This is a genomic window from Sporosarcina sp. SAFN-010 (genome assembly GCF_059415065.1).
This window is the reverse complement of record NZ_JBPFDS010000007.1, coordinates 25,808-42,477: the sequence shown is the minus strand read 5'-3', so window position 1 is coordinate 42,477 and position 16,670 is coordinate 25,808. Positions and strand designations below refer to the sequence as shown.

18 protein-coding genes and 1 other annotated feature are annotated in these 16,670 nt (G+C 42.0%); of the genes, 2 read left to right on the top strand and 16 right to left on the bottom strand.

Annotated features, from left to right (window positions below):
- Positions 1-41 precede the first annotated feature (41 nt).
- Positions 42-866: a DUF368 domain-containing protein gene (locus tag ACR65F_RS09565; protein ID WP_440504260.1), complete on the top strand. Its 825-nt coding sequence runs from the start codon at positions 42-44 to the stop codon at positions 864-866.
- A gap of 44 nt (positions 867-910) precedes the next feature.
- On the opposite strand, the gene ACR65F_RS09560 is transcribed toward ACR65F_RS09565, so the two are convergent.
- Both ACR65F_RS09560 and ACR65F_RS09555 read right to left on the bottom strand, forming a co-directional pair.
- Complete coding sequence (locus ACR65F_RS09560; protein ID WP_039043984.1) at positions 911-1,894, bottom strand: NAD(P)/FAD-dependent oxidoreductase; 984 nt, start codon at positions 1,892-1,894, stop codon at positions 911-913.
- Positions 1,895-2,033: 139 nt separating this feature from the next.
- Positions 2,034-2,342, bottom strand: a complete 309-nt coding sequence (locus ACR65F_RS09555) for a DUF6509 family protein (RefSeq protein WP_039043983.1) — start codon at positions 2,340-2,342, stop codon at positions 2,034-2,036.
- A 202-nt stretch (positions 2,343-2,544) separates the two neighbouring features.
- Between ACR65F_RS09555 and ACR65F_RS09550 the strand changes: the two genes are divergently transcribed.
- Positions 2,545-4,242, top strand: a complete 1,698-nt coding sequence (locus tag ACR65F_RS09550; RefSeq protein WP_440504259.1) for a M3 family oligoendopeptidase — start codon at positions 2,545-2,547, stop codon at positions 4,240-4,242.
- Positions 4,243-4,336: 94 nt separating this feature from the next.
- Here ACR65F_RS09550 and ACR65F_RS09545 read toward each other — a convergent pair whose 3' ends face one another.
- The 14 genes from ACR65F_RS09545 to mutM form a co-directional block, all read right to left on the bottom strand.
- The gene (locus ACR65F_RS09545) at positions 4,337-5,314 is read right to left on the bottom strand and encodes a zinc-binding dehydrogenase (protein WP_039043981.1); all 978 of its coding nucleotides are present in this window, start codon (positions 5,312-5,314) and stop codon (positions 4,337-4,339) included.
- Between the two features lie 125 nt (positions 5,315-5,439).
- The gene (locus ACR65F_RS09540; RefSeq protein ID WP_052245980.1) at positions 5,440-5,952 is read right to left on the bottom strand and encodes a helix-turn-helix domain-containing protein; all 513 of its coding nucleotides are present in this window, start codon (positions 5,950-5,952) and stop codon (positions 5,440-5,442) included.
- A gap of 121 nt (positions 5,953-6,073) precedes the next feature.
- Positions 6,074-6,556 (bottom strand): dUTP diphosphatase, encoded by a 483-nt coding sequence (locus ACR65F_RS09535; protein WP_369795239.1) that lies wholly within the window; start codon positions 6,554-6,556, stop codon positions 6,074-6,076.
- 41 nt (positions 6,557-6,597) lie between these two features.
- The gene (locus tag ACR65F_RS09530; RefSeq protein WP_039043979.1) at positions 6,598-6,891 is read right to left on the bottom strand and encodes a DUF1294 domain-containing protein; all 294 of its coding nucleotides are present in this window, start codon (positions 6,889-6,891) and stop codon (positions 6,598-6,600) included.
- A 128-nt stretch (positions 6,892-7,019) separates the two neighbouring features.
- Entirely contained in the window at positions 7,020-7,379 is a 360-nt protein-coding gene (rplT, locus tag ACR65F_RS09525; RefSeq protein ID WP_025783744.1) for a 50S ribosomal protein L20, read from the bottom strand.
- Between the two features lie 94 nt (positions 7,380-7,473).
- Positions 7,474-7,674: a 50S ribosomal protein L35 gene (gene rpmI / locus ACR65F_RS09520; protein WP_039043978.1), complete on the bottom strand. Its 201-nt coding sequence runs from the start codon at positions 7,672-7,674 to the stop codon at positions 7,474-7,476.
- A 30-nt stretch (positions 7,675-7,704) separates the two neighbouring features.
- A complete protein-coding gene (gene infC / locus ACR65F_RS09515; RefSeq protein WP_039044004.1) occupies positions 7,705-8,211 on the bottom strand; it encodes a translation initiation factor IF-3 in 507 nt (168 codons plus the stop codon).
- Between the two features lie 535 nt (positions 8,212-8,746).
- On the bottom strand, positions 8,747-10,678 hold the full coding sequence (gene thrS, locus ACR65F_RS09510) for a threonine--tRNA ligase (RefSeq protein WP_039043977.1): 1,932 nt from the start codon (positions 10,676-10,678) through the stop codon (positions 8,747-8,749).
- 50 nt (positions 10,679-10,728) lie between these two features.
- Positions 10,729-10,971: a binding site (T-box leader), on the bottom strand.
- Positions 10,972-11,034: 63 nt separating this feature from the next.
- The gene (gene dnaI, locus ACR65F_RS09505; protein WP_039043976.1) at positions 11,035-11,988 is read right to left on the bottom strand and encodes a primosomal protein DnaI; all 954 of its coding nucleotides are present in this window, start codon (positions 11,986-11,988) and stop codon (positions 11,035-11,037) included.
- Positions 11,989-13,359 (bottom strand): replication initiation and membrane attachment family protein, encoded by a 1,371-nt coding sequence (locus tag ACR65F_RS09500; RefSeq protein WP_440504258.1) that lies wholly within the window; start codon positions 13,357-13,359, stop codon positions 11,989-11,991.
- A gap of 15 nt (positions 13,360-13,374) precedes the next feature.
- Positions 13,375-13,869, bottom strand: coding sequence for a transcriptional regulator NrdR (nrdR, locus tag ACR65F_RS09495; RefSeq protein ID WP_039043974.1), 495 nt, complete (start codon positions 13,867-13,869; stop codon positions 13,375-13,377).
- Between the two features lie 166 nt (positions 13,870-14,035).
- Complete coding sequence (locus ACR65F_RS09490; RefSeq protein ID WP_440504257.1) at positions 14,036-15,058, bottom strand: glyceraldehyde-3-phosphate dehydrogenase; 1,023 nt, start codon at positions 15,056-15,058, stop codon at positions 14,036-14,038.
- A gap of 126 nt (positions 15,059-15,184) precedes the next feature.
- Positions 15,185-15,775, bottom strand: coding sequence for a dephospho-CoA kinase (gene coaE, locus ACR65F_RS09485; RefSeq protein ID WP_039043972.1), 591 nt, complete (start codon positions 15,773-15,775; stop codon positions 15,185-15,187).
- 14 nt (positions 15,776-15,789) lie between these two features.
- Entirely contained in the window at positions 15,790-16,662 is an 873-nt protein-coding gene (gene mutM / locus ACR65F_RS09480) for a bifunctional DNA-formamidopyrimidine glycosylase/DNA-(apurinic or apyrimidinic site) lyase (RefSeq protein WP_039044003.1), read from the bottom strand.
- Between the last annotated feature and the right edge of the window lie 8 nt (positions 16,663-16,670).

The window sequence follows — 16,670 nt, the reverse complement described above, 5'->3', positions numbered from 1 at the left end:
GTTACGTCATAGATTCAAGCACTAAATTGGAGGATGTACAAATGGAATGGAGAAATATTTATAGAGGGTTCTTAATGGGTATAAGTGATTTAATACCCGGAGTAAGCGGAGGAACTATTGCTTTTATGTTAGGGATTTATGACCGTTTACTCACTTCAATCAGTGGCATTTTCAGTAAAGATTGGCGGAAACATATTGGCTTCCTATTACCACTTGCGATAGGAATGGGTATGACGTTATTACTGTTTAGCCGAGTAATCAAATTCTTATTAGCAAATTACAATGCTCCAACGCAGTTCTTTTTCATGGGGTTAATTATCGGAATTCTACCATTCATGGCAAAGCAAGCAAAAATAAAATCAACGTTTAAAGCATGGCATTATGTTGTCTTACTGGTAGTTGGTGTTTTGTTAGCGATGACTGCATTTATAGCGCCGGCTGATACATCGATCATTACATCCTTGACACCTGCCACTACAGTCGTATTGTTTTTATCAGGCTGGGCTGCGAGCACAGCGATGCTATTGCCAGGTATTAGTGGTTCCTTTGTACTTCTATTGCTCGGTATGTATTCAACAGCAATTGGAGCATTATCTGACTTCAATATCCCTATCATCATTGTAATTGGATTAGGTGTTGTTTTAGGTTTTGTCATTAGCAGTAAAATCATCCATTACCTACTCAACCAACACGCAACATTGACCTTTGCAATTATTATTGGTCTCATCATCGGTTCTATTTTCGTCATTTACCCGGGTATTCCTGAAAGTGGTACTCCGTTTGTCATGAGCGCGGTTGCACTAATTATGGGACTACTTGTCTCAAATTTGTTTAGCCCACCTGAGGCAGATTCTAAAACGAAGTAAACAAAAGCCCCGAAGACATGTCTTCGGGGCTTTTGTTTGTTCAATTATGAAAATACGCTTGTACTATGCAATGGTTGTACTCGAGCTTTTGGATCAAGGTAAGCTTTCGCATTATTTACAGCGATCGGTGCTTCACCAAGTCCAACAGCAATCAGTTTCACTTTACCATCGTAATTGGTCACATCTCCTGCTGCGTAAATTCCTTCAATATTTGTTTCCATACGTGTATTTACAACGATAGAATTCTTCTCCATCTCAAGACCCCATTCTTTAATAGGTCCAAGAGATGAAATATTTCCATAGTTGACGATGACATGGTCCATTGGAAGAATTTCTTCAGTACCATCTTTGTGAACGATTTGTACTTCATTCACCTTACCATCTTCCCCACGCAATGATTTAACCGAACGAGATGTCATGACATTCACTTTCGACTCCATTAATTGGTTAACACTTGTTTCGTGTGCCGTGAATCGTTCACGTCGATGTACGAGTGTTACGCTTTCTGCAATATCTTCAAGCATTAGTGCCCAGTCAACTGCCGAGTCACCGCCACCACATACGAGGACATTATGGTCTTTGAACATCGCTAAATCCTTGATGCCATAGTGCAGACTTGTATTTTCAAAATGGACTTCCTCTTCAATTCCGATTTTACGTGGTTGGAAAGCACCGATTCCAGCAGTCAACAAAATAGTTCTTGTTAAATGCTCCCCTTTGTCTGTCTTCAAAACAAAATGATCTCCATCGCGTGTCGCTGAAAGTGCTGCTTCACCTAGAAGAATTTCCGGTTTTGAATGATGTGCCTGCGTGACCAAGTTAGCAACAAGATCTTTCGCAAGGATTTTCGGAAATCCTCCGACATCATAAATGTATTTATCGGGATATAGCTCGATTAGTTGTCCTCCTAATTGAGGTAAGCTATCGATAATTTTCACTGACATTTCCCGCATACCGGCATAGAAAGAGGCAAAAAGACCTGTTGGCCCTCCGCCAATGATTGTAATATCGACGATTTCTCGATCCATTGTAAACACTCCATTACTGAAAAATTTTGTAGAAACTCCGGACGTTGTTGTTAACAAGACGTCCTACCATTCGGTTCTACGTTTATTATCCTCTATTTCAAATAGAATTTCACGTTATTTGAACGTATTAAATACTTTTTTACTGATTATTTGACGTTTCTTCTACTTTTTCTGCATTCTCTCTGCAAAATGCAAGGACTTCTTGGATTTCTTCCTCTTCTAACTCAAAATCCAATGCTTGCTCTGTACCTTTTTTAAAGAAGTAACTGGCCATAATCTTATCAACTTCACCATCAACGACATAGATTGTTCGGATCCCCGCTGCATCTTCTTCTAATAATTCGTCTTCTTCTTCAAACTCCAAAAATAAATGGAATTCATATCGCTTACCCGTGAGGATGCCTGTCGGGTCTCTCAATTCTGAAACTGTATACTGTGTAATATTCATAAGTAATTTGTATTCCCCTCTTCAATCAATTTAAGATTCGTTCATACGTACATGCTCTCATCATACCACGAGAACTCTGTCCGGGATACATTTACACTTCATCCGATAAAATTGCTCATTGGAGAGGTTACTTTTTGCATTTCCCAAGATTTTCAGGAACAATAGGGTAGAAGAAATATTACTACTAGAGTGGGGGAAAATTATGATTACGTTTGACGAATACCAGTACGCTCGTCCTGATATGGAAGAAATCAAAAATGAATTCACTGAACTTTTAAATGAATTCCACAAATCCGATTCCTATGAAACCCAAAACGCCGTGATTGAGAAAATCAATGCAATCGGAAATGACTATTCGACTCAATCGAATCTTGCCTACATCCGATCTTCCATCGACACAAATGATGAATACTACCAACAGGAGCGCGATTATTTTGACGAAGTCAGTCCTGAATTCCAAGGGCTCTCTACGGAATTTTACAAAGCGCTGATTACTTCTAAGTTCCGGGCTGAGCTAGAAGAAAAATGGGGCTCTCAGCTATTTGCTCTAGCAGAAAATTCCATAAAGGAGTTTTCACCTGAAGTGATGCCGCTGCTTCAGCAAGAAAACAAGCTGACATCAGAGTATGCAAAACTTGTAGCTTCTGCGCAAATCGAATTTGATGGGAAAGAGTTGACTCTCGCTCAACTAGGTCCCTATATGGAGTCTACTGATCGCTCTGTTCGTAAAGAAGCGATGAACGCTCAGTATTCGTTCTATGAGAAAAACGCTGAAAAGTTTGACGACATTTATGATCGTCTCGTTAAACTCCGAGATGAGATTGCCAAGAAACTAGGATTTGATACGTTTACTGAACTAGGCTATGTACGAATGTCCCGTGTTGGATATGATGCTGAGATGGTAAAGAATTTCCGCGACCAAGTTCGTGACTACATCGTGCCAGTTGCAAACAAGTTATATGATCGTCAAGCTGCACGAATCGGTGTCGATAGTCTCAAGTTCTACGATCAGTCACTCGATTTCCTAACGGGTAATGCAGTTCCACAAGGATCTCCAGATTGGATTATTGAACAAGGTAAGGAAATGTATAAAGAACTGTCACATGAAACAGATGAGTTCTTTACGTATATGACTGAAAAGAATTTGCTCGATCTTGTTGCAAAAAAAGGCAAAGAAGCAGGTGGCTATTGTACGTTCATCGATAATTATGATTCTCCGTTCATCTTCTCGAACTTTAACGGAACGTCTGGCGATATCGATGTACTCACTCACGAAGCTGGACATGCATTCCAAGTCTATTCAAGTCGTAACATCGGCATTCCTGAATATGTGTGGCCAACGAGCGAAGGTGCGGAAGTTCACTCGATGAGTATGGAATTCTTTACATGGCCTTGGATGGAGCTGTTCTTCAATGAGCAAACTGATAAATATAAGTTCTCTCATTTAAGCAGTGGGCTCCTATTCTTACCTTATGGTGTGGCTGTAGATGAATTCCAACACGAAGTGTATAACAATCCTCAGATGACTCCAGCTGAGCGTAAAGCGGCTTGGAAGCGGATAGAGGGTATTTACTTACCGAAACGTGATTATGATGGCAACGAGTATTTAGAAAGCGGTGGCATTTGGCAGCGCCAAGCTCACATTTACGAAATACCATTTTACTACATCGATTATACGTTAGCACAAATATGCGCATTCCAATTCTGGAAAAAAGACCGTGAAGATCATGAATCTGCATGGAATGATTACGTTCATCTATGTAAGCTTGGTGGTTCTAAGTCATTCACGGAATTGGTCAAAGAAGCGAACTTGATCTCTCCTTTTGAGGATGGTTGCGTTGAATCGGTTGTCGGCACTATCGAAGCGTGGTTGGATTCTGTGGATGATAAAGCTCTTTAAGAATAAATTAGAACCAAACTGATTTGCTCATTAACATTCCTAACTATACAAAACAGCTCGTTATCTCCTTATGGATGATAACGAGCTGTTTAGATTATACTGTGAACACAATTTTGCCGAAATGAGTACTGTCTTCAAGCATACTGAATCCTTCTAGTGCATCTTCTAGAGGCATAGTGCGATCAATCACAGGTCGAATGTTATGCTCTTTTGAGAAAGCAAGCATTTCTCTCAACTCATCACGACTTCCCATCATCGAGCCGACAATTTCTTGTTGCTTATTGAAAAGTTCACGTAAATCCAAATCGATTACGTCTTCAGTTGTTGCACCAAACACGACTAATCGTCCACCCTTTTTCAAACATTTAAGAGAACGATTAAATGTGGCTTTTCCTACACTCTCAATGACAAGGTCTATTGTTTCGTCCTTCAACACTTCGTTCCAATCTGCATGTGTATCGATTGCGCGATCTGCTCCAAGTTTCAAAGCATGCTCTCTCTTTTCTTCACTTCTTGAAGTGACAATGACGCGGGCACCGATTGCTTTAGCAAATTGGATGATGAATGTAACAACACCACTACCCGCGCCTGGAACGAATACAGTGTCACCTTTCTTTACTTTTCCACGTGTCACAAGCGCACGAAATCCTGTCAGACCTGCTAATGCGATACTTGCTGATTCTTCCCATGACAAGTAGGCCGGCCGGGGTTCTAGTTGCTCCTGTGAGAGGACAATTTTTTCTGAGAAGGTTCCGTCATCTGGCATTCCCAGTGGACCAAACCCTTCAGGAGAACCATCACTTTTTTCAAACCAGTTAAGAGACGGGTTGACCAAAACTTCATCTCCTACTGACCACTTTGTAACCCCCTCTCCAACTGACTCGACCACCCCTGCCCCATCAGATCCTAGTATTAGATCATGTCCTTTGTTTTCTCTTCTAGCTGGTATGTATAAGTCTCTTCTATTTAGTCCGGCAGTTTTGATAGCCACCACGACTTCCCCGCTTTTCGCAATAGGTGTGGGCATTTCTCCTAATCTAAGTCCGTTGTCTCCATGAATAATCGCTTTCACTGTCAACATCCTCTCTACGATATAATTGTTTGAATCTTCCGGTTACCACCCCATCATATCGCACTTCAGAGAAAAGCCAAAATAAAAAACACAATAGCCATGAAGGTCTATTGTGTTTCGTTCCCTTATTTTGCTTCAGTTGTTTTTTGAAGACGGCACTTCAATTTTGCGAGTTCAAGTAATTCAAGTACGTCTTTTTTAGGTAGATCAGTTAGTAAATTAAGTAATTCACGTTCAGCAAGACGGCGTCCTTTACCGCTACGGTAGCGATTTTTGTTACTTGCGTCTAATTGAGTATAAAGGTTATCTGTTTCTTCGTCCTGTTCATCTGCAAACCCATCAACAGTGATTGTTTCGCGCAACCGTTCATATAATGACTCTGCACTTGCAGTATTCGCTTGTTTGAAAGCAGAAGACTTTTTTGAGTCACCAAGAATAAGCTCGTCCGTTGATATATTAAATCGCTCAGAGATTTTAGCAACCCATGCTGCTGATGGTGCATTTTTTCCTTTTTCCCAATCTTTAATACGGCTTGCCGATGTCCCGATAGCAGCACCGAAAGCCATCATGGATAAACCTCTTTGCTCTCTTAGTTCCTTTAACCTAATACCGAATCCTTCTTTACTCCAGTCGTTCACAAAAAATCCTCCTCTAATGTCTATTATTACTATTATTTTTCATTTCTAGGTATTTGTCAATCTTTTATTTATTAATAAAAAGGTAGTATCTTATAAGGCTTTCCCTAGGGAAACATCTATTTCAATAACCTGTTTTTTGTCTTTCATAATTTTTCTCATTCTTTTCAATGTACGCATCGTAGATTTCTTGCAACGAAAATCCAAGCTTTTCAGCAAGCGTTCCATACTGATTCCAAAGACCCGTATATGTAGCCATATCTGGATGTTGGCCGAATTCAAGTACTGCTTGATTGGTTTTAAGGAATGTTGTTGTTAGAGAATCGGATGAAGTGTCAAAACGCCACTCATTGAAATTCGTCAAATCCTTAACAATCCCTAACGATAAGAGAAAATGAATGGAATCTACATATTCTTCTAGCACAACAGAACGGGCAGAGGAACCCTTTAAGCTCCAAAACTTAAAGCATCTCGTTTCGTTTGCCAACTCAGAAAGTTCGACAAGCAATGCGAGGACTTTGTCTTCAAAAAGATTTCTCCCAGAAAGATCGTGTTGCGCCTGTATGTATGAATCGAGCTCTTGTTGCATGTGAAATAATTTGTTCATATCCAATGTGATTGCCCCTTATCGTATTATTTTGACCTTTGTTAAAAGAGTTTTGTTATAACCGGCATTTGAAGTCCCGCGAGATAGAGGATGATTACTACATCAATCAAGGCCAGCATTAGAAATCCTACCCGGAAATTAGTATGAAGCGTTTTATGACGAAATACTTGCATCCCAAAGTAAGCGCCTATTCCTCCACCGAATATCGCAAGTAGCCACAAATTCTTTTCAGATACACGACTTTTTTTCCGCTTAGCTTGTCGTTTGTCATAACCCATCGTAATAAATGCCCATATGGACAAAAATACGATCCACTCGAGTCCTAGTGTCTCCATAAAAAAACTCTCCTCACTCTTACTTGTCGGCTATATTCCAAAAACCTTTACAACAATTCTCGAAAGATTTCTAACAAAAAAACGTCACAATCCCATTCAAATCGGGACCGTGACGTTCAGGAAATCAATTATTTAGAAAGTGATTTCTTAGCTGTCTCAGCAAATTGAGCAAAAGCAGCTGCATCTGTTACTGCAAGATCAGCAAGCATTTTACGGTTAACGTCAATACCAGCAACTTTAAGACCGTGCATAAGTGTGCTGTAAGACATACCATTTACACGAGCTGCCGCGTTGATACGTGTGATCCAAAGTCTACGGAAGTCCCGCTTCTTCTGGCGACGGTCACGATAAGCATAGTTCAATGATTTCATGACTTGTTGGTTTGCTACTCGGTAGAGACGGTGTTTAGAACCAAAATACCCTTTTGCTAATTTCAATACTCGATTACGACGCTTGCGCGTCACTGTTCCACCTTTTACGCGTGGCATAGTTCATTACCTCCTGCTATTCCTGTAAGAATAATTTAGATTTGAATTCAATGGGTTTGCTATCAATAGTGATCAGCTAACCGGGCTGAAGCTATTACTTCATGTAAGTAAGCATCTGACGAATACGCTTGAAATCGCCAGAAGAAACTAGTGAAGATTTGCGCAAGTGACGTTTTGCTTTAGTCGACTTGTTAGCAAAAAGGTGGCTTGTTTTAGCGCGTCCGCGCTTCAACTTACCGCTTCCTGTTTTTTTGAAACGCTTCGCGGAACCGCGGTGTGTTTTCATTTTTGGCATGATCTGTTCCTCCTAAATCGTTTGTTCAGCTTACTTTTTCTCTGCTATTGGTGCAAGCATCAAGAACATGCTGCGTCCATCCATCTTAGGGCGGACCTCAACTGTTCCAACTTCTTTACAAGCTTCTGCAAACTTGTCAAGAACGCGCTGTCCAATTTCTTTGTGAGTAATCGCACGTCCGCGGAAACGGATGGATGCTTTTACTTTGTCGCCAGCTTCAAGGAATTTAATTCCGTTACGAAGCTTTGTTTGAAAATCGTGCTCATCGATTGTCGGGCTAAGCCGAACTTCTTTGACCTGGATAATCTTTTGGTTCTTTCGGACTTCCCGCTCTTTTTTCTGCTGCTCGAACTTAAACTTTCCATAGTCCATAACGCGGGCTACAGGCGGTTTAGCTGTTGGTGCTACGAGGACGACGTCCAAGTTGGCACGTGCAGCAATTTCAAGTGCTTCGTTGCGGGACTTAATGCCGAGCTGATCACCATTGTGGTCGATAAGTCGTAATTCACGGGCACGAATTCCTTCGTTCACATACATATCTTTGCTAATCGTAATCCACCTCCGAATAATATCTCGCGAATACACTGTTTGAGCAGTCTGCACCGTTCTGGCACAGCTTGCAAAACCATTCAGCATTCTGAGCCTTCAGGTAATGAGGCAATAAAAAAAGCAGACAAATGGATGATTTGTCTACCCGCAATCGCACACGTATTTACACACGTGGCTTCACTACTGTGCTAACCTCAACAACTACCAATTTGGCGTCGATCAGGTGAGAAGCGGGCAGCTCCTTCTTGTATCACAAACTGTATTCTTTAACCTTATCTACTTTATCATCCTTTAGAGAAAGTGTCAAGGGTTTTTCGTTGAAACAAAAATAAATTAGCCCGATTGATTTACGCTTCAGATGGACGCTTTCCGAGGGGCTTGGTTTCAGCCTCCTCGGTTCGCTTCGCTCCCTGCGGGGTCTTCAACCTGCGCTTATCCCTCCGGAGTCGCCATCTTCCGCTACAATCAATGGTGTCGTTTAAGTATTAGCAGGTCCTTAAAACCAATTGAAAACAAAATTAGCTTAGTGAGCTACGTCACTTTTCAAGAGTTCTAGGAATGCTTCAAAGCTCATGGATTCGGAGTTTTGTTCTCCGTATTTTCGGACGTTGACGTTGCCTGATTCGATTTCTTTGTCTCCTAGTACGAGCATGTATGGTACTTTTTGAACTTGGGCTTCACGGATTTTGTAGCCGATTTTTTCTTCGCGGCTGTCGAGGTCTACTCGGTATCCGGCAGCGACGAGTTGTTCGCGCACTTTGTCTGCGTAGTCGAAGTGTGCTTCAGGTGAGACTGGGATGACTTCGACTTGAATTGGTGCGAGCCAAGTTGGGAATGCTCCTTTGTATTCCTCGATTAAGAAGGCTACGAAGCGTTCCATTGTGGATACGACACCTCTGTGGATGACTACTGGACGGTGTTGTTTTCCGTCTTCGCCTACGTAAGTAAGGTCGAAGCGTTCTGGTAGCAAGAAGTCCAATTGAACAGTGGAGAGTGTTTCTTCCATGCCTATTGCCGTTTTCACTTGAACGTCGAGTTTCGGACCATAGAATGCCGCTTCGCCGTCTGCTTCAGTGTAGTCAAGACCCATGTCGTCCATCGCGTCTTTCAACATGTGTTGTGCGCGTTCCCACATTGCGTCGTCATCGAAATACTTCTCAGTGTCTGCAGGGTCACGGTATGAAAGACGGAACGAGTAGTCTGTAATGTTAAAGTCTTTATATACATCAATGATCAGCTGAACTGTACGCTGGAACTCGTCTTTAATTTGGTCTGGACGAACGAAGATGTGTGCATCGTTCAGAGTCATCCCACGAACCCGTTGAAGACCTGAAAGTGCTCCTGACATTTCGTAGCGGTGCATTGTACCAAGTTCCGCGATACGAATTGGTAGGTTCCGGTATGAATGGATGCCGTTTTTGTAGATCATCATGTGGTGCGGGCAGTTCATCGGACGGAGGACTAGGTCTTCGTTGTCCATGCTCATCACAGGGAACATTCCGTCTTGATAGTGATCCCAGTGACCAGATGTTTTGTACAACTCGACGCTACCTAGAACTGGTGTATACACATGGTCGTAGCCAAGACGCTCTTCTTTGTCTACGATGTAGCGTTCGATTACTCGACGAATTGTTGCACCTTTTGGAAGCCAAAGCGGAAGTCCTTGACCCACCTTTTGAGAGTTCATGAACAAATCCAGTTCTTTACCGATTTTACGGTGATCGCGTTCTTTTGCTTCTTCAAGCATCTTCAAGTGCGCCTGAAGTTCTTCTTTTTTGAAGAAAGCTGTTCCGTAAATACGCTGTAGCATTTTGTTATCAGAATTACCGCGCCAGTATGCACCAGCGATACTTAGCAATTTGAATTCTTTGAGCTTTCCTGTATATGGCACGTGGACGCCACGGCATAAATCGAAAAACTCGCCTTGTTCATAGATCGAAACCTGCTCGTCTGCAGGAATAGCTTGGAGCAATTCTAATTTGTACTCGTCATCGATTTCTTTAAAGCGACGCTCCGCTTCTGAGCGTGAAACATCGTGTCGAACCACTTCCAAGTTCTCTCCGATAATGCGTTTCATTTCTTTTTCAAGTTCTGGTAAGTCATCTGCAGTAATTGGTGTTGGAGAATCGATATCATAGTAGAAACCATTATCGATTGTTGGACCTATTCCAAGTTTTGCATCCGGGAATTTGCGTTTTACTGCTTGAGCTAGTAAGTGGGCTGTACTGTGACGTAAGATTTCAAGTGCTTCCGGAGATTGTTGAGTAACGATCGCAATATCTCCATCGTGTTGGATTGGTGTTTTCAAGTCGATGAGCTGTTCACCGAGCTTACCTGCAAGTGCACTTTTACGAAGTCCTGGGCTGATCGATGCTGCTACATCTTCTGTTGTTGTGCCAGCAGGAAACTCCTTAACCGCGCCATCCGGAAATTTTAAATGAATTGAATTTGACATGTCAATGCACTCCTTTTATCTATTTTTGAACACAAAAAAGCCCCATCCCATAAAGGGACGAGACTTGTACTCGCGGTTCCACCCTTCTTCCTCCAATCCGGAACAAACCGGAAAGATGAAGCTTAAAGCGGCTAACGGGCCGGGGCCGTCAACAGGTATTAAAGAGCGTACTCAATGGTTCCCTGTTGCTGCTCAAAGGCGGTAGATTGGTGTCGTTTCCTGCAAGGTTCTCAGCAAACCCCTTGCTCTCTGTAGGTCGTTTCAACAATCGTTGTCCTTGTCAAAGCATTTTATCATTGTGTTGTGATTAGTATAGTGAATGTTATCAGGAATTGCAAGAGGATTACTGAAAACAATCAGTCTTTTCCAGGATTTCTACGGTTTTTCCCTGATAATAACATCGGATCACTCATTATTTTAATCCGTTCCATTATGCGTGCGGCTTTGATAGGTTCTTTCTCGCCACGCTGTGAAAAGGTGAGATGATGCTCTAGTTCAGACAACGTAAAGTTTGATGTAAAAAATGTAGGAAGCTGATCTGCCATGCGATACTGCAATATGGTTCCTAACACTTCATCGCGTGCCCAAGCCGTCATCGATTCTGCACCGATGTCGTCAATCATGAGAACAGTAGCCTTTTTAACAAACTCAATTTTTTCGTTCAGAGAATTATCCTGAATCGACTGTTTTATTTCACGTAAAAATTCAGGTAAGTAAACCACTACAGTACGTATTTTCCGATTAGCCAGTTCGTTAGCAAGAGCGCCTAAAATAAAGGACTTTCCAGTACCAAATTTGCCGTGGATATACAACCCTTTTTCAGGAAGAACACCGGTTTCTACGTATTGTGTAATAAATTCACTTGCCTTATCCACAATATCCAGACGGCTTGAATCGTAATACGTGTCAACGTCAATGAGCTGTGCTTTCATGACATCTTTGGGCATGTACAGGCTATTCAGCATCTTATTAACAGCCCGCTTCTCATCATCCCGTTCTTTCTGAGGACAACGAATATACGTCACATCGATTAGCCCCTGATTCAAGGTAAGCTTTGGTTCGAACCCCTTCATGACATTAATACATCCCTCGAGGTTTGGACACTTGTCGCATTGATGAGACGCAGTTATGAATTCGTAAAGCTTATTTAAACTCTTCTCCACAACTTGTTTGTCAATCTCATTTGCATGATCTTCTATGAATTGTTGGACTTCCTCATTTGCAAGAACTTCGTTTCTTAACTCGTCATACCGCGCAGCTAGTGTTGGCGCGTTAATCACTCTTTTCATAGCCTCTCCTATACGCTCCATTTAATTCACCCCGTTTCGCATTGATTCTAATTTGGCAAGTAATTCTTTCCGTTTCCTGTCATTCTCCAGTTCTTTCTCGGGATTGACTTCCTTTTGGGCAGCTGGCTCCTCGTCTTTGTTGAGGAACCATTCGGGCAATTTCTCTTCGCGTGTCGGCTTTTTACGTTGGCTATTCGTTTTGCCGCCTTCTTTCATCCATTGTGTATATTCGTCATGCTCTTTACGCGAATAGTCGATTGCCTTTTCGACAGTATCTACTTTGTTTATCGCCCATCGTGAAGCGATCCGTTCTGCAAATCCATTTGTAATTTTCCCATCATTGTGAAGCACAATATAATGCAAAAGAACATTGATAACCCCAAATGATAATTTGTGAACATTCATAAGTCGTTCTGCTATTTTCACATCTACAGAAAAAGGCTCAGCACCAATCAAATCAAACAAAAATTCTTTAGGTGAGGTGCTTTCAAAGTATGCGATAAGCTCTTGTTGCTTGGATTGTGGCTTTTGGGATTCAGAATTACCTTGTCCCGTATCAGGCACATAAAACTTGTTTAACTTCGGCGCAGCTTTTGAGATGTTCATTTTATAAAAGTCAGTAGCAGCTCTACGAAGTCGTTCTTCAGGAACTTCAAGATTCTCATCCAGTGCCATCATAATCACTTTTTGCATATCTATTGGCGAAAGTGAATACAAAAACGCTAATTTCCCAACTAATTCCCTTGAAACACCTGCAATTGCACGTCTAGGAACCATCTGTTCTGAAAGACCACTCATCATTAGGTCAAAGTCGAAAAAGCTATGATCGAACGGGATACCATTAGATTCATTTCGATCACTCAGCTGCTGTTCGTTAAGTAGCTCATGGGCATTTCCATTAACCGGTGTATAAACATCTAAAAAATTTCTTGAAACTTCTTTAAAGTTTTCCATATCCAATTGTTCTGTAACGAATCGAGAACGTAAATCCCTATAAGCTTGTTCTCCGATTTTGCTGAATAAGAATGTCGCAAGTAATGGATCGTGAAAGAAACTTTCCGCATCTAACGGTGGGAGCAACTCATAGACAAATGTCCTGTTTTCCTCATCTGAGTTCATATAAGAACGCAGTAAGCCAATAGCCTCCAATGAAATTCTAGCTTGAAAAACAGTTTTAAGCGGCATGCTTAAGTTATTCATGAGATGGTAATGGCTGAACTGACGTTTATCATCTGTCTCACCGTCTGCCCACATAGTTAAAAACAAACTTATCGGCTCAGGACCTATTAATGGTTGATAAAAGAGGGAGAGAAGCTGTCTGTCATAATCGGAAAATGGAGTAGAAAACTTTAACATATACGTATCAACAGGTTGCAGTTCTTGGTAAAGCATACTCATTTCCCCTCCTTACACTTCGGAAGGTCCCTCTGAACCGTTCTTTTCACGAAGGGGACCTTTTTGTAAATTCTTCAATTCTTCAATGAACATCGTGATGTTCTGGTAGTCACGATAGACCGATGAAAAGCGAACGTAAGCCACCTCATCAACATCTGCAAGACGCTCCATGACCATCTCTCCGACATCGTGAGAAGCAATTTCAGAAACCCCACTGCTTTTTAGTTCTTTTTCGATGGATGCCACGATATTTTGTAAATCTTCCAAAGGGACGGGCCGTTTTTCACACGCTCTCACTAATCCCCTTAACAATTTTTCACCCAAGAACTCTTCACGGGTTCCTTCTTTTTTCACAATAATGAGTGGGGCTTCTTCTACTTTTTCAAAAGTTGTAAACCGGTAGTTACATTGCTCACATTCTCTGCGTCTGCGGATAGAGCTGTTCTCTTCAGCTGGTCTCGAGTCGACAACACGCGTTCCGTTATATCGGCAAGCTGGACATTTCATAATTCGTTCCTCCGGTTTTCTGTAGTTCATCTAGTATAACAGAGAGAGCGTTTTCACAACACCCGTGATTACTCGAGAGGCGTTTAAGGTTGTTTTCCGCCACAAAAAAGACTGCCGATTCTTTCGCTCTTTCAAGCAGCAAGAAGGACAGTCTTTCAATTGGGAATTAAGCTTTTACGCTAGCGCGAAGTTCTTTCGCAACTTTTTTAGTTAAGTCAACCACGCGTGCTGAATAGCCCCATTCGTTGTCATACCAAGCTAAAACTTTCACTTTACGATCTCCGATGACCATTGTCGACAACCCGTCAATGATTGCTGAATCGGATGTGTTGTTGAAATCGATTGAAACAAGTGGTTCCATTGTTAAGCTTAGGACGCCTTTCATAGAACTTTCCATCGCTTTCTTGAACACTTCGTTTACTTGCTCTGCGGTAACATCTTTCTTCACGTCTACCACAAGATCCACTAGAGATACGTTCGGAGTTGGAACACGAAGCGCCATTCCGTGAATTTTGCCTTCAAGTTCAGGAAGCACAAGCGATAGTGCTTTTGCTGCTCCAGTTGAAGTTGGGATGATGGATTGACCGCATGAACGCGCACGACGAAGGTCTTTGTGTGGATTGTCCAAGTTCTTTTGGTCATTTGTATACGCATGTACAGTCGTCATCAACCCATTTTCAATACCGAATTCGTCATTAAGGATTTTAGCGACTGGTGCGAGACAGTTCGTTGTACAGCTTGCATTCGAAATGACGTCGTGCTTTTCAATGTCTAATTTTTCATCGTTGACACCCATGACAATCGTGATGTCTTCATTTTTACCTGGCGCTGACAAGATTACTTTCTTTGCACCCGCTTCTAAATGAAGGGCTGCTTTGTCACGTGCATTGAACACACCCGTTGCTTCAATGACGATATCTACGCCAAGCTGTTTCCAAGGGAGTTTGGATGGATCTCGTTCTGCGACAAGTTCTACACGCTTGCCGTTGACAAGCAATGCGTTCTCTTCTATTACTACATCGCCATCGAACGTTCCGTGGGTTGTGTCATACTTAATCAAGTGTGCTAATGTTTCTGGTGGGTAAAGGGCGTTAATTGCAATAGCAGTAACCTCATCCTCTACTATCAACTGCCGGAATACCATGCGGCCGATTCGACCAAAACCATTAATCGCTACTGATGTTGTCATGAAAAGTCCTCCCAATATGTATGATGTTATACTGTTTACTCAAATATCGTAATTAGTATAACACATTTTTACCACTTGGAAAGAGTTTGTGCAACATTGAACAATGTTTGATTTTTCAGAACTAGTTCAAACTTGCCATTTCCTCAAGACGTCTTCTACTTGTCTTTCGGTTTCAGCTAATGTTCCATTGTTATCAATTACAGCATCAGCGCCCTGTTCTTTAATCTCGATGGGTAGTTGCGAGGCAATTCTTGAATCTGCCTCCTGTTCAGAAAACTGATTACGACTCATAAGGCGTTCTTTTTGAACTTCAGGGGTGACAGAGACTACAAGGATTTTTTCTACATAATCATGTAGCTTGTTTTCAAAAAGTAACGGAATATCCAAAATAACGGTTTTCTCTCCTGCTGCCAGATGTGCTTCTTTTTGAGCAATGAGTTCTTTCCGAATCGCTGGGTGAATGATATTGTTCAGTTGCTCACGCTTCTTGTCATCGCCAAAAATCAGTTGCCCCATTACCGCACGATTCATAGAACCATCTTCTCGTATGACTTCATGTCCAAATACTATTTCAATTTCCTTTAACACAGGACTTCCAGGCTCCACAACTAACCGGGCAATCTGATCCGCATCGACTATCGGGTAACCTCGATCTTTCAAAAGGTTAGCGACTGTGCTTTTACCGCTCGCAATACTTCCTGTTAGACCAATAATCATACGTGTGCTCCTTTTTAATGCTGACATTTTTTACAGTAAGTTGATGTTCGATTTGCTATTTGAATCGAAGCAGTCTCGGCACCGCATTTAGGACATACTCTACGTCCATACATTTGCAGACGATTCTGCATGGAACCCGCGTCACCATTAATATTCCGATAGTCGGAAATCGAACTTCCTCCCGCTTGGATACTTTCATCCAATACAGTTACGATCTCACTGAATAACTGTTGTTTTCTGTGGCGACTAATCCTGCCAGCTGCTCGATTCGGATGAATCCCCATCCTGAAGAGCGCTTCTGTTGCGTAAATATTACCGCAGCCTGAAATAATTTGACCGTCCATAATCACTTCTTTAATCGGCTTTTTTGCGTATTTATCTTGATTCGTTTTTTCCATGAAAAACTCTTCTGCATCCGCCGCAAAAGGTTCTGGAGCCATTAACGTTAATGGTAAATGATCCTGCTCACACGTCAGTAAGCGGAGTTCTCCAAAACGCCTTATATCCGAATAGACGAGGAGCCCCCCATCTTCAAGCTGAAAAATTGTGTGAATGTGATTGCGAAACTTCTGCTCCCGGATTTCCTCGATAGCATTTACGACGAACCAGGCCCCCGTCATTCCTAAGTGGCTGACAAGGAGTCGGCATGTATCGTCTTTGACGAGATGAAAATAGATATATTTACTACGTCTCGTTACGGCTTCGATTTTGTATCCAGCAAGTTCTGCAGAAAATTGATCGACTGAATGACCTTTTATGATGGCTTCCTTCCCTGCAGCTTTCGAAGCAGATACCGTTTCAGAAACTTCCACAACGCATATTGTACGTCCACTCGCAACAGGAGCTAGCGAACGAACAACTCCTTCTACTTCAGGTAATTCCGGCATCGGGCTTC